Annotated in this window: 12 protein-coding genes; 4 read left to right on the top strand and 8 right to left on the bottom strand. The window is 66.7% G+C overall.

Annotation, left to right across the window (positions count from 1 at the left end; translation table 11 throughout):
* The first annotated feature begins 124 nt into the window (after positions 1–124).
* On the top strand, positions 125–1663 hold the full coding sequence (locus CHB65_RS06035) for an ABC transporter permease (RefSeq protein ID WP_394335411.1): 1539 nt from the start codon (positions 125–127) through the stop codon (positions 1661–1663).
* Positions 1664–1686: 23 nt separating this feature from the next.
* Here CHB65_RS06035 and prs read toward each other — a convergent pair whose 3' ends face one another.
* The gene (prs, locus tag CHB65_RS06030; RefSeq protein WP_089384160.1) at positions 1687–2538 is read right to left on the bottom strand and encodes a ribose-phosphate diphosphokinase; all 852 of its coding nucleotides are present in this window, start codon (positions 2536–2538) and stop codon (positions 1687–1689) included.
* A 154-nt stretch (positions 2539–2692) separates the two neighbouring features.
* On the opposite strand from prs, the gene CHB65_RS06025 reads away from it, so the two are divergent.
* Positions 2693–3349: an HVO_0476 family zinc finger protein gene (locus tag CHB65_RS06025; RefSeq protein ID WP_089384159.1), complete on the top strand. Its 657-nt coding sequence runs from the start codon at positions 2693–2695 to the stop codon at positions 3347–3349.
* Positions 3350–3441: 92 nt separating this feature from the next.
* On the opposite strand, the gene CHB65_RS06020 is transcribed toward CHB65_RS06025, so the two are convergent.
* Positions 3442–3636, bottom strand: a complete 195-nt coding sequence (locus CHB65_RS06020; RefSeq protein ID WP_089384158.1) for a hypothetical protein — start codon at positions 3634–3636, stop codon at positions 3442–3444.
* Positions 3637–3778: 142 nt separating this feature from the next.
* Here CHB65_RS06020 and CHB65_RS06015 point away from each other — a divergent pair, with 142 nt between their 5' ends.
* On the top strand, positions 3779–4384 hold the full coding sequence (locus CHB65_RS06015; protein WP_089384157.1) for a class I SAM-dependent methyltransferase: 606 nt from the start codon (positions 3779–3781) through the stop codon (positions 4382–4384).
* A 104-nt stretch (positions 4385–4488) separates the two neighbouring features.
* Here the strand turns inward: CHB65_RS06015 and fer are convergent, their stop codons facing one another.
* The gene (gene fer / locus CHB65_RS06010) at positions 4489–4878 is read right to left on the bottom strand and encodes a ferredoxin Fer (RefSeq protein ID WP_089384156.1); all 390 of its coding nucleotides are present in this window, start codon (positions 4876–4878) and stop codon (positions 4489–4491) included.
* A 153-nt stretch (positions 4879–5031) separates the two neighbouring features.
* Here fer and CHB65_RS06005 point away from each other — a divergent pair, with 153 nt between their 5' ends.
* Positions 5032–5901: a CheF family chemotaxis protein gene (locus CHB65_RS06005; RefSeq protein WP_089384155.1), complete on the top strand. Its 870-nt coding sequence runs from the start codon at positions 5032–5034 to the stop codon at positions 5899–5901.
* Between the two features lie 58 nt (positions 5902–5959).
* On the opposite strand, the gene CHB65_RS06000 is transcribed toward CHB65_RS06005, so the two are convergent.
* From CHB65_RS06000 to cheB, 5 genes are read right to left on the bottom strand one after another with little or no spacing between them, the layout of a single operon-like run.
* The gene (locus CHB65_RS06000; RefSeq protein ID WP_089384154.1) at positions 5960–6832 is read right to left on the bottom strand and encodes a CheF family chemotaxis protein; all 873 of its coding nucleotides are present in this window, start codon (positions 6830–6832) and stop codon (positions 5960–5962) included.
* Positions 6833–8041: a HEAT repeat domain-containing protein gene (locus tag CHB65_RS05995; RefSeq protein WP_089384153.1), complete on the bottom strand. Its 1209-nt coding sequence runs from the start codon at positions 8039–8041 to the stop codon at positions 6833–6835.
* Positions 8041–8844 (bottom strand): CheR family methyltransferase, encoded by an 804-nt coding sequence (locus CHB65_RS05990; protein WP_089384152.1) that lies wholly within the window; start codon positions 8842–8844, stop codon positions 8041–8043. Before CHB65_RS05990 ends, CHB65_RS05995 begins: the two co-directional genes overlap by 1 nt.
* Entirely contained in the window at positions 8841–11186 is a 2346-nt protein-coding gene (locus CHB65_RS05985) for a chemotaxis protein CheA (RefSeq protein WP_089384151.1), read from the bottom strand. The genes CHB65_RS05990 and CHB65_RS05985 overlap by 4 nt, the downstream gene beginning before the upstream one ends.
* On the bottom strand, positions 11186–12286 hold the full coding sequence (gene cheB, locus CHB65_RS05980) for a chemotaxis-specific protein-glutamate methyltransferase CheB (RefSeq protein ID WP_245809911.1): 1101 nt from the start codon (positions 12284–12286) through the stop codon (positions 11186–11188). The genes CHB65_RS05985 and cheB overlap by 1 nt, the downstream gene beginning before the upstream one ends.
* Positions 12287–12324 lie beyond the last annotated feature (38 nt).

The raw sequence follows: 12324 nt of genomic DNA, 5'->3' as shown, positions 1-12324 counted from the left end.
AAACGCGCCGCGGGCGTAGCCGGCCGATACGCACCGACCGTCAGTCATGGGCCGACGCACACCACGCACGGATCGATGGTCGCCGGATGCGGTCCAGAGCCGTCTCCGCGGGATCGATCCGTGGATGGTCGCCGTCGCCGCCATCAGCGCCGTCTTCGCGATCCTCATCGTTTCGCCGATGGCCTGGCTGCTCTGGCAGGCGGCCACCGTGGAGGTCGCCCGCGCGACGGAGTTGATCTTCTCCTCGGCGACGGCCGGGGTCACGCTCAACAGCCTCGTCCTCATGACGGCGGTGACGGCGGCATCGATCCTGATCGGCGTCCCGCTCGCCATCCTGACGACACAGACCGACCTCCCGTACCCCCGATTCTGGACGATCGTCGCCGCCTTGCCGCTCGTCATTCCGAGCTATATCGGGGCGATCGCGTTCGTCTCGATGTTCGGCTCCGGCGGGCAGGTCGACTCCGTGCTCGGGATGACGATCCCCCGCATTCAGGGGCTTTCCGGCTCGATCTTCATCATCACCCTCTACACGTATCCGTACGTTTTCCTGACGACCCGTGCCGCGCTCGTGTCGATGGACGACTCGCTCATCGATGCGGCCCGAACCTTGAACCATGGTCCCGTCGCGGCGTTCCGACGGGTGACGTTTCCGCTCATCCGTCCCGGCATCGCCGCCGGCGCGCTGTTGACCGCGCTGTATGCGATCTCCGATTTCGGCACGCCCGCGTTCATGCAGGCGAACGTGTTCACCAATCGGATCTACGCCGAGTTCAACAACTTCGCCGTCGAGTACGCCGCGTTGCTTGCGCTCCAACTCATCGCCATCGTCGCGGTCATCCTCGTGATCGAGGCGGGTATCGGCCAGGATACGGACGCGAGCGGCGGGCGCAAGCGGGGGAGCACGCTCCGGCTCGGCTACTGGAAGTGGCCGGCTATGGGTTCCATCGCCTCCATCGGGGTCCTCACCCTGGTCGTTCCCGTGTCGATCTTCGTCGGCTGGTTGCTCCGAAGCGAGGGCGACCGGATCCCCGCACTGGAGTTCCAGTCGGTGGTGGCGTTCAATTCGGTGTATCTCGCCGGGCTCGCCGCGCTCGCCGCGTGCATCTTTGCGGTACCCGTCGCCTACTACTCCGGGCGCACGAATTCGTTCGTTTCCCGCGTGCTCGAACGGGCGACGTACCTCGGGTTCGCGGTTCCCGGCGTCGTGATCGGGCTCGCGCTGGTCTTTCTCGGCACCCGCACGCTCCCCTCGCTCTACCGGCAGGGCGTCTGGCTGCTCGTGTTCGGCTACGTCGTCCGCTTCCTCCCACAGGCCGTCGGAACCGTCCGATCCTCGGTGCTACAGATCGACGATGAGACGCTGGAGGCCGCTCGTTCACTTGACGCCGGACGCATCGAGACGTTCCGGCGCGTCACCCTTCCGCTGATCGCTCCCGGGATGGTCGCCGGTGCCGTGCTGGTCTTTTTGACCACGATGAAGGAGCTGCCGATGACGCTCATGCTCCAGCCGATCGGTATGGACACGCTCGTCATCAAAGTCTGGCAGGCACACGACGCGCTCGCGTATCGCTATGCGGCGATACCCGCGTTGCTTTTGATCCTGATCTCGGGTGTGACGATGGTCGTGCTGTTGCGACGGGAAGGCTTCGAGATGACCTAAGCGGCCGTTCGCTCCGTGACGCGTTACTTCAGCGCGTCTCCGATCGCCGGAGCGGCGCTGACGACGCTGCAGCCGCGTTCGACGGTGTCGGTACCGATCAGTCGGTCGACACCAGCCGCCCGTAGCTTCGTCGTCGCGTTCGCGACGAGTACGGGGTGAACGCACGCCGCGACCAGCCGTTCCGCACCGCGCTCGCGGAGCACGCTCACGGCCTCGCTCATCGTCGATCCCGTCGCCACGATGTCGTCAACGACGACGACGTCGCGGCCCGAAACGGGCGCGTCAGAGGGGGTGATCTCGATCTCGCCGGTCTCCCGATCCCGTCGTTTCTCGAAGTAGTCCGTCTCGCCCGCGCCGTGGGCGTCCCTGACCGTCTCCGCGATCCCCTCCGCGCCGGCGTCGGGTGCTAAAAACACGGGATCGGTGAGGTCCGTGAGCGGATCGGCCAGCGTCGCGGCCGCATCGGCGACCGTGACGGGAACGTCGTAGAACTCGGCGACCGCCGGTTCGTGCGGGTTCACGAGTACGACACGGTCCGTGCCGGTCGAGATCGCTCGCGCCATCGCCCGCGCCGAGATCGGCTGGCCGTCACGGAACGCCCGATCCTGTCTGGCGTAGCCCATGTACGGCACGACGGTGGTGATCTCGTTCGCACCGGCCTCACGAACGGCGTCCTGGAGCTGCAGCAGTTCGACCCACGCCGCATCGGAGGCGGTCGACGAGACGACCACCGCCTCCTCGCCCTCGAAGGCCGGCACGGCGGCGAGCTGTTCGCCGTCCGGGAACCGGTCGTACGTCGCCGTCGCCAGCTCGTGGCCGGTTTCGTCCGCGAGCGCGGCCGCGAGCAGCTGGGAACTCGACCCGGATACGATCATGGCCGTCCGTTCCGCCGACTCCAATAAACCAGTTTCCCTCGCGGCGCGAGCGTCGCCCCCGTCCCTGTCCCCGGTCCACGCGTGGTACGCCACCTCTCCACATGCGGCCCGCCACAGGGGCGAATATTTAGGTGCGCGACGGGAACGACGCGGCATGACAGACGCTGGAGACCGGGTCGGTCTCGCCTGCCCGTCCTGTTCGCCGGGCGAGCCGACCGTTCACGAGGTGTTGAAACCGGGCGGTCACTCGACGGTCCGCTGTGAGGAGTGTAGCCACACGCATAAAGTAGCGATCCCCGAGGAGGAGACGACGCCGTTGCGGATCGTCGTCTCACAGGATGGCGAGTCGTTCACCACGGAGATGGCCGTCCCGGCGGACACCTACGTCGCCGAGACCGACGAGTTCGTCGTCGACACGCCCGAGGCGTTGATGCAGGTGCGGATCACGGGAATCGAGGTCGGTCCGGAAACCCGCGTTGAGGAGGCAGACGTCACCGATATCGAGACCCTGTGGACCCGCGCGGTCGACAACGTCGGCGTCGACGTGACGCTCCACCCGAAAGAGGGGGCGAACGACCCCGATGGGACCCGATCGCTTCGCGTGAACGTCCCCGGCGATTACGAGTTCAAAGTCGGCGAGACCGTCGAGTTCGGCGATGAGGAGTTCACGATCGAGGGACTACAGATCCGCGATGACGCCCCGGCGTACCGTCACGAAAAGCTCGACCACCGCGGCGATATGGCGTATGCAAAAGATCTCAAGCGGGTGTACGCCCGCGACGAGACGTTGACAGCCTGGTCTGCGTGGTAACCGGCGCCCCATCCGCCCCTATTTAAAAGTCAGCGTTCACGTCGCCCGTGACGGGTCTGTCGTCCGTCGCGCTCGCGTCTCCCCTCTCGGGCTCAGTCGTCGACGAGTTCGGTCCCGTCGGGGGTATCGACATCGTCGCCATCGTCCCGACGGGCGATCACGATCCCGGCGACGAACAGGAGCAGTCCGAGGATCAGCAACCCCGCCGTGAGGAGTTGGTCGCTCACGAGGATCCCGACGCCGACGGCCGCGGTCGCAGCGAGGTGGAAAAGGCCGGTTTGTTTCACGGTCACGCTACGGGCGCGGGAGTAAAAACGTACACGAAGCGCCGGCCACGCCCCGTCCGTCTCTCGCGCTCGTTCCGTTCCCGACGGCGCGAGCGGCGGGCCACCGCCGTGGAATCATATCCCCCGCGCCCTTCGATATGACATGGACCGAAACGAGGTTCGCCGGGCGTGGGAGTCGGTCGCGGAGCGGTATGCTGAACGCCGCGACCCGACCGGCTCGGATGCGGCGTTGATCGACGACCTGCTAGAGCTCCTGCCCTCGGATCCGGAGGTGCTCGACGTGGGCTGTGGGGACGGCGCGCGAACCCTCGCGAACCTTCCGGACGGAAGCGTCGGGCTCGACATCTCCCGGCGTGGACTCGCGCTCGCGAGCGGGACGGCCCCGGCCGCTCGGCTCGCGCAGGGTGAGCTTTCCGAGTTGCCGTTTCGCGACGCGACCTTCGATGCGATCACGGCCTACTACGCGGTCTTTCACGTTCCACGAGCGGACCATCCGCGGGTATACACGGAGTTCGCGCGGGTGCTCCGGCCCGGCGGGCGGCTGTTGATGACGCTGCCGAGTGGCCGATTCGAGACGGTCAGACGCGGATGGATGGGCGGCCGGATGTTCTTCTCCTCGCCCGGTCGGGAGCGGACGCTCGCCAAGCTTCGTGAGGCGGGATTTAGCGAGGTGGAGACCGCTACCGCGGACGACCCGCTGGGGAGCAGCTCCGAGTTCGTCTTCGCTCGTCGCCGAGCAGATCGATAAACGACGTGGTGGCCGTCGTTCGATGGTTCGTGACCGCGGTTCGATCGCTTACGCTCGTGGTCGGTTGATCAAATAAAAATCGGGTCGCGACGGCGTCCGTCGTCTCAGATGACGCGGTTCTGGAGGTAATCGAGGTGCTTTGCGTTGTAGACGATCTTGACCTCGTCGGCAGCGGGGCTGCCGATGCAGGTCAGGCGGACGTCCTTCTCTTCGACTTCCTCATCGGAGAGGATCTGCTGCATGTCCATCTCGATGTCGCCCTCCTTGACGATGGCGGCACAGTTCGCACAGGCGCCGGCGCGGCACGAGAACGGCCAATCGAACCCTTGCGCCTCGGCGGCTTCAAGGATGTATTCGCCCTGATTCACCTCGAGCGACCCATAGTCCTCGTCGCCGAGACCGGCGTCTGCGGCCTCCGCGAAGAGGTCGTCGTCGTCGAGCGACCAGCCGTGGTCGTCGAGCACTTCGTAATTGAGGTATTCTACGGTGGGCATCACCTGACGGTTTGAAGCCCACCTCATTAGGCTTTGCTGTTCCCTCCGGAACGGCGCCGGACCGGTCATCGAGGGACCATCCCTCGGGACCGGTTTTCAGTTTTGATACCGTGTGGGCAACCCTAAAGGGCAGCGCCAACGCAGGGAGTACCGATGGAGGAGTCTGTCGTCGCGGATTTCGTCGGTCGGCTACACACCCCCGATATCGGGGCCGACGAGCCGGTCACCGGCCGTATCCTCTTGAGCCAGCGTCGGCTCGTTCTCGCGACGGCGGACGCGAAGACGACGATCCCGCTGTCCGCGGTCTTCGACGTCGCCGTCGGGATGGTTCCGAACGACCTCCGGAGTTTCTTCAGCGATACGGTCACCATCGCGTATCAGGTCGGTTCGTCCCGACGGACCGCGATGGTCGAAGGTGAGGAGGACGACATGGAGCGGTTCATCCGGATCCTGTTCAAGGCGCTGCTTCGGGGCGTCACCGTGACCGTGCGTCACCCGGCGAAGGTCGGTGGCCGTGTCACCGGTGCCACCGATCACACCGCCGCCGTCAAGCTCTCACAGGGGGCGCTCGGGTTCATAGACTGCCCGGAGCCGTTCTCCGTCGACCTCTCGACGGTCATCGACTTCGAACGGACCGATCGGACGCTCGGCGGGAAGAACCGTCCCGCCCTCGTCTTCAGACACGTCCCGAACACACGGACCGTCACGTCCATCGTGACCGTTCCCGACGAACGGACGCTCAACCTGCTCGGTCGATACCTCAGACTGGAGTACGAGGAGGTTCAAACCGAGGTCGAATCCCTCGATCCGACCGAAGAACAGCTGGAGATCCTCGTCTCCATCTACTCCGCCGGCGGCGAGGTCGACGTCGCGGACGTGGTCACCGGGGACGTCACCCAGACGTCGATGATCCTCGATTCGCTTCGCGAGGACGCGCTCATCGTCGACGGCGAATCGGGGCTGACGCTCACCAGGAAGGGACAGATGGTCGTGACGACGTATCTGGAGTCCGTTAACGCCTGAGCGGCGGTCCGGCCTGCTGTCGGCCCCGTCGTCGTTTGTATCCGTCGAAACGCCCGTGCTACTGCTCGTTCATCGCCTCGCTGGCGATGTTGCGGCCACGCGAGTTGAGCGAGACTTCACGACGTACCCGGACCTCCTCGACGACTTCCAACTCGATCAGCTTCTCGAAGGTCTCCTCGACGACGTCGACGTCGAGCCCGAGGAATCCGGGGATCTCGAAGGGTGAGACACCGGAGTACAGCGCCATGAGAACCTCCCGGTCCTGGTTCGTGAGGTCCACGTTCGTCGAGGAGCGCTCCTCGCCCTTCTTTAGCCACGCCGTCACGAACCGAACGCGCTGTGGCTCGCCGGCGATGTGTGTCTCGATGCTCGTGCCGTCGCTGTCGGTGTGGGAGACCTCGATCACGGGTTTTTTCTCGCCCTGAACGGTCCGTTTAGCCGCCTCAAGTCCGCTGATGTCATCGAGGTCGAAGTGGACGAACGCGCCGCTTTCGGTCGCGGCGTTCAGGCCGTTCTCGTCGATCTTCACCCGCGCCTGCTCCCATTCGGTATCCTGGACGACGCCGCCGGCGACCGCCGGGTGTTTCGCCAACACCGTCCGCTGGTTGAGCAACGCGCGGTAGACGTCGCGTTCGAACGCCTCGTGGTCGCTCGCGGCGACGATGAGCACCTGCTCGCCCAGATCGAAGCTCACGTAATTCGAGACGCGCGTGATCGCTTGGTTGGCGTCGTGTCGCCCGCCGAGTCCCTGCAGCTTCGAGAGCGGAATGGTCCGTTTCCCGTCGTTGCCTGCGAGCACCAGTCGGCGGTTCGAAAGGAGCACCCGTCCGGGCGTCCACGAGACGTCGTTCACCGGCCGACCGTCGCGAACGGCGACCGCGAACCGCGCCTGTACGTCGGCGATCTTGTACTCTCCTTGTCCGTTCGACATTTATACCCCTCCCGCGCGGAGTTTCGAGACGGCCGAGAACGCGCGCTTTCTGACCGCCTTGCTCTCGTCGTTGGTCAGTTCCTCGATCCGATTCAACGTCTCCTGCCCGCCGATCGCCCCGAGCACGAACACGGCCTTTGCCCGCACGTCGTCCGGATGTTCCGAATCCAGTCGCCCGAGGAGCTCCGTCTCGACCGTCGTGCCGCCGAGCGATCTGAGGCTGGTCGCGGCGAACTGTGCCGTCTGTGCGTCGTCATCGGCGAGCGCGTCGGCGAGCGCGGCGACGGCCACTTCCGAGTCGGGCTCCGCCACGCGACCGAGGATCCACGCCGCGTTGCGACGCTGTCTCGTCTGTCGACCCTGGGTGAGGATCTCGACGAGCGGCTCGACGACGGTCTCGTCGTCGGCGGCTTTCAGCTCCGAGACGACCCGATCGCGGACGTCGTGGCTGTGTTTCGTCGGGACGTTCGAGAGCAGCTCGATGACGGAGTAAACCGCGGCGTTCCGCACGATGGCACTCTCGTCGCCGAGCGCCCGCGCAAGCGGTTCGACCGGCCGCGGGTTGTTCGCCTTGCCTAACGCGCTCGCCGCGATACGGCGGATCGACTCATCCGCGTCATCGAGGAGGTCGATGAGCGGATCGAGCGCGCGATCCGTCGCGATCCCGCCGAGCGCGTTGGCCGCGGCCCGCCGGACGCGCGGGTCGTCCTCCAGCCGTTCAATGAGCGCCGGGATCGCCCGCGGGTCCGCGAAGGCGCCACAGGCCTGGCAGGCGCGCAGCCGAACCCGCGGGTCCGGATCCGAAAGCGCCTCCACGACCGCCGGCAGCGTGCTCGGTTCACCGAGACGGCCGAGTGCGTTCGCGGCGGCCATCCGAAGCTCGGGTCGCTCGGCGCCGAGCGCCCGCGCGAAGCGCTCGGCCGTGACCCAGTCCGCCTCCGAGCGCTTGCTCCCGGTCACCTCCGCGAGGAACTGCTCGACGGCATCCGGGCCGATCGCATCGAGCGCGTCGACGGCGGCACCACGGACCTGCTCGTCCGCGTCGCCCATCGCCGCCCGCATGATCGCGTCGATGGACGCCTGGTCGTTCTCGTCGGCGAGTTCGCCGAGCAGCTCGAGCGCCCGTTTTCTGACCGCCGCGCTGTCGCTTCCGAGCGCGTCCCGCAGACGTTCGACGTTTCCCTCGCGCGCGTACTGGTATAACGACATTACGCCCTCCTGAACACCCGTCTCCGCTTGTCGATCGGTTCGTACCGGTCGCTGCGATCCGGCGGAACACTCTCGGTCATCCCGACGACGAGGACGCCGCGGTCGGTGAGCGACGTCTCGAGCGTGTCGAAGAGCGCTCCCTTGTGATCGACGTCGATGTAGATGAGCAGGTTCCGGCAGAGCACGACGTCGAAGGGCCCCCGTGCGCCGTCGCGAATGAGGTCGTGGGTCTCGAAGGTGACCAGCCGGCGTGGAGCGGATCGAACCCGAAAGTCGTCACCCTCGCGTTCGACGAATCGGTCGGGGTCAGAAAGCGGCGCAAGCTCCTCGGCGATATCCGTCGTCCGGGTGGTGTGATAGACGCCTTCCCGGGCGTTTTCGAGCGCCTCCTCGCTGATGTCCGAGCCGAGGATCTCGATCCGCCGTTCCTCGATCTCGGCGTCGTCACAGGCGAGCATCGCGAGCGAGTAGGGCTCGCGGCCGTCCGCACAGGGCGCAGACCAGACCCGCACGCGTCGTTGGTTCGCGGTGAGTTTGCGGAGAACCTCCCGGAGCACCTCCCACATCTCGGGGTTCCTGAAGAACCCGGTCACGTTGATCGTAAGCGCGTCCATGAGCGCCTGTCGCTCGGTTTCGTCCTCCCGGAGGAGCCGCTCGTACTCGGCGTGTGAGTCGGTATTGCGGCGGCGCATGCGGGCGGTGATCCGTCGGTCGAGGTACGACTCGTTGTAGTAGCCGGGTTCGAACGGCACGGAGTCGGTGATCTGTCGTAAGACGCCCTCGAAGGCGGTCCGTCCGGTCATAGGCTCACCACGTCGAGGACGGCCACGACGTCGCCGTCGCCTAACACCGCGGTGCCGCTGAGCCCCGGCGTTCCCGAGAGCGGCCCGTCAAGCGGCTTCACGACGACCTCCTCCTGATCCAAGACGGCGTCACAGTGGAGCGCGACCCGACGGGTCTCCTCGCGGATCCGCACGAGCATGCCGGCGTCCGTCGCGGTCGCATCGACACTGGCCCCGTCGGCATTCCGTGCAGCCGTGTCGGCGTTCGGTGTGGCGGCGTCGGCGTTCGGTGTGGCGGCGTCGGCGTTCGGTGTGGCGGCGTCGGCGTTCAGTGTGTCCGCCCCGCCGTCGGCGGCGACCGGGACGCCTCCATCGTCGGTTTCTCCCGTCGATTGCGTCCTCGCCGACCCGCGGGAGCCGCTCGTTCCCGCCGATCCGTGCGAGCCGCTCGCCGAATCGGGGACCGTTTCGAGCCGCTCGCCGAGCCGGATCACCGGATACAGGTCGTCCTCGTGGCGAACGATCTCCCGGCCGTGAACCTCCTCGACGTCGTTCGCGCGGGAGACCTCGGCGATCGATTTGATCGGGATGCCGTATTCGGTCCCGGCGACGTCGACGAACATCACCTTCACGATGGCGACGGTGACGGGCAGCCGGAACCGGACGACCGTTCCCTCGCCCGGCTCGCTCGTGATCGAGACGGAGCCGTCGAGGTCGCGGGCGGTCGTCCGGACGACGTCCATGCCGACCCCGCGGCCGGAGACGTCCGTCACCTCCTCGGCCGTGGAGAAGCCGGGGTGGAAGACGAGGTCATAGGCCTCCTCGTCGCTCATCGCCGCGACCGTGTCGCGGCTCTCGACGCCCTCGGCGACCGCCTTCTCGCGGAGCGCGTCCGGGTCGAGGCCGCCGCCGTCGTCGATGACCTCGATGACGACGTGGTCACGGTCACGTTCGGCGCGCAACAGGACGTTTCCGGTCGGGTCCTTCCCGGCTGCCTCACGCGCCTCGGGCGGCTCGATCCCGTGATCGACGGCGTTCCGCAGGACGTGTACGAGGGGATCGCGCATCTCGGTGAGGATGGTCCGATCGAGTTCGACGTCGTCGCCCTCGATGTCGAACTGCACCCGTTTGTCGACGTCGCGTGCGATATCACGAACCAGCCGGGGGAACGAATCGGATACCTGTGAGAACGGGATGAGTCGCATATCCATCGCCGTGTCCTGCAGGCTGGATGCGAGCTTGTCCAACTCGTCGAGGGCGTCGGACTCCATGTCGGCCTCCTCGAGCTCCCGTCGAAGCTTGATCCGGCTCGTCACGAGCTGTTCGACGAGTCCATAGAGGTCATCGACTTGATCGACGTCGACCCGGATCGATTTGATCTCGTCGCGGTCGCTTCCGTTCCGTTTCGACGCCCCGGAGGCACTGTCCCCGGCACGCTCCGTGTCGTCGGCTTCTTCGTCCCGATCAGTGAGCCGATCCTCGTCGGCTTTCTCGGCGGATTCCTCGACAATCTCGTCGGCTTCGTCGACAGCCTCGACGGCCGCTTCGTTCCGAGCCGTCCCCTCAGCCGATCCCTCACCGATGGAGGCCGTCTCCACGGCCTCGACCTGCGTAAGCGAGTTCAGGGTCGACTCGACGGTCGCCGGATCCTCGGCGGCGACGAAGACATCGAACCCCTCGTCGTACTCGCCGGCCTCCAACGTCGCCGGCTCGGGGTCAGTGACATACCCGTCGAATTCACGTTCAAGCGCCTGCATGACGAACGTCGCATCGACGCCCGCCATCGCCGTCTCGCCGATCGTAACGTCACAAAAAACAACGGTGTCGCTGTCGAGCACCGTCGCGGCATCCGGGACCGGCGGGACGGGATCGTCTTCCTGTCCGCCCTCGCTGAGCTCCGTCTCGGGGGCGTCGTCGATCTCATCGGCGTCCGCCTCATCGGAGCCAGATGATTCGATGTCGGCGTCGGTCGCCGCACCCCCGATCGTCCCATGTTCTTCCATTTCACGGAGCCGGGCTTCGACATCGGATGGATCGGTCACGACCGCTCCGTCCGCGTCGATCTCGGCGACCATCGCCTCGACGACGTCGACGCCCTCGAAGAGCAGGTCCATGACCTCGGGAGTCACCTCACGTTCGCCTTGGCGGATCGCATCGAGGAGGTCCTCAAGCGCGTGGCCGAACGAGGAGACGTCGTCATAGCCCATCGCGGCGGCGTTCCCTTTCAGGGTATGTGCGACGCGGAAGACGTCGTCCATCGCGGCGTCGTCTTCGGGATCCGCCTCGAGCGCCAACAGCGCGTTGTTGAGGTCCGTGATCCCCTCCTCGGCCTCCGCGACGAAGGCCGCGCGGTGGGCGTCCATCAGGCACCACCCCCGACGATCGCCTCTGCGACGCCGTCGAGGTCGCGGACCTCGTCGACGGCCCCCGTCTCGACGGCCCGTTTCGGCATGCCGTAGATCACACAGGTCTCCTCGCTCTGTGCGAGCGTCCGCGCCCCGGCGTCGGCCATCGCGCGGATCCCCGCTGCGCCGTCCGAACCCATTCCGGTCAGGATCACGCCGACGAGCGGATCGTCTATCGTCTCGGCGGCCGATCGCATCGTGACGTCGACGGCTGGAGCGACGGGAAGGGAATCGTCAGCTTCGAGCCCGATCCGCAGCCGTCCCGCCCGATAGCCGGTCACCTCCATGTGGGTCCCGCCGCGGGCGACGACCGCCTCCCCCGACCCGACCCGTGCGCCGTCGGTCGCTTCCGAGACGTCGTATGCGGACGCCGCGTCGAGACGCGCCGCGAACCGGGCGGTGAACGCCTCCGGCATGTGCTGGACGATCAACACCCGGCAGTCCATCGCCGGCAGCGCCGACATGACACGTTCGACCGCGTTCGGGCCGCCGGTCGACGCGCCGATAACGACGGTGAGCGGCTCCTCGGCGTTCCGAGTCGCCCGCGGTGTCGCCGTGTTCGTCGTGTCCGCTGTGTCCACCGTGCCGGCCATCGACTCAGTCCCGTCACGTACGACGGCATCGAGGTCCGCGTCCGCGACCGATCGAACCGCCTTCACGAGGCGGTCGGCCTGCTGTGAGACCCCGGTCGAAATTTCCCCGCCGGGTTTCGCGAAGAAGTCGATCGCGCCCCGTTCGAGCGCCTCGAAGGTGACGGATGCCCCCTCATCGGTGTATGCCGAAAGCATCAACACCGGCGTCGGCGTCTCCGCCATGATCCGCTCAACGGCCTCGATCCCGTTCATTCCGGGCATCTCAACGTCCATCGTGACCACGTCCGGGCGCTCCCGTGCGACGACTCGCACCGCCTCCGCGCCGTCCCCGGCCTCACCCACGACCGACACGCCGCCGTCGGTCAACAGGTCGGCGATTAACCCGCGCATGAACGGCGAGTCGTCGACGACCACCGCCCTCGGTGAACCCTCGGGATCGACGCGCCGATCCGTCGTCCTACTCATGTCTGGATCGGCACGCAGGACGAGCATAAAGACACGGA

This window comes from Halorubrum vacuolatum (assembly GCF_900188065.1).
Lineage (GTDB): Archaea > Halobacteriota > Halobacteria > Halobacteriales > Haloferacaceae > Halorubrum > Halorubrum vacuolatum.
The sequence above is the reverse complement of the archived record's forward strand: the minus strand, read 5'-3'. Positions and strand labels throughout refer to the sequence as shown.

Coding starts and splice junctions, on each gene's coding strand:
- CHB65_RS06035 (WP_394335411.1), top strand. CDS start 125: ATGGTCGCCGTCGCCGCCATCAGCGCCGTCTTCGCGATCCTCATCGTT.
- prs (WP_089384160.1), bottom strand. CDS start 2,538: ATGATCGTATCCGGGTCGAGTTCCCAGCTGCTCGCGGCCGCGCTCGCG.
- CHB65_RS06025 (WP_089384159.1), top strand. CDS start 2,693: ATGACAGACGCTGGAGACCGGGTCGGTCTCGCCTGCCCGTCCTGTTCG.
- CHB65_RS06015 (WP_089384157.1), top strand. CDS start 3,779: ATGGACCGAAACGAGGTTCGCCGGGCGTGGGAGTCGGTCGCGGAGCGG.
- fer (WP_089384156.1), bottom strand. CDS start 4,878: ATGCCCACCGTAGAATACCTCAATTACGAAGTGCTCGACGACCACGGC.
- CHB65_RS06005 (WP_089384155.1), top strand. CDS start 5,032: ATGGAGGAGTCTGTCGTCGCGGATTTCGTCGGTCGGCTACACACCCCC.
- CHB65_RS06000 (WP_089384154.1), bottom strand. CDS start 6,832: ATGTCGAACGGACAAGGAGAGTACAAGATCGCCGACGTACAGGCGCGG.
- CHB65_RS05995 (WP_089384153.1), bottom strand. CDS start 8,041: ATGTCGTTATACCAGTACGCGCGCGAGGGAAACGTCGAACGTCTGCGG.
- CHB65_RS05990 (WP_089384152.1), bottom strand. CDS start 8,844: ATGACCGGACGGACCGCCTTCGAGGGCGTCTTACGACAGATCACCGAC.
- CHB65_RS05985 (WP_089384151.1), bottom strand. CDS start 11,186: ATGGACGCCCACCGCGCGGCCTTCGTCGCGGAGGCCGAGGAGGGGATC.
- cheB (WP_245809911.1), bottom strand. CDS start 12,286: ATGAGTAGGACGACGGATCGGCGCGTCGATCCCGAGGGTTCACCGAGG.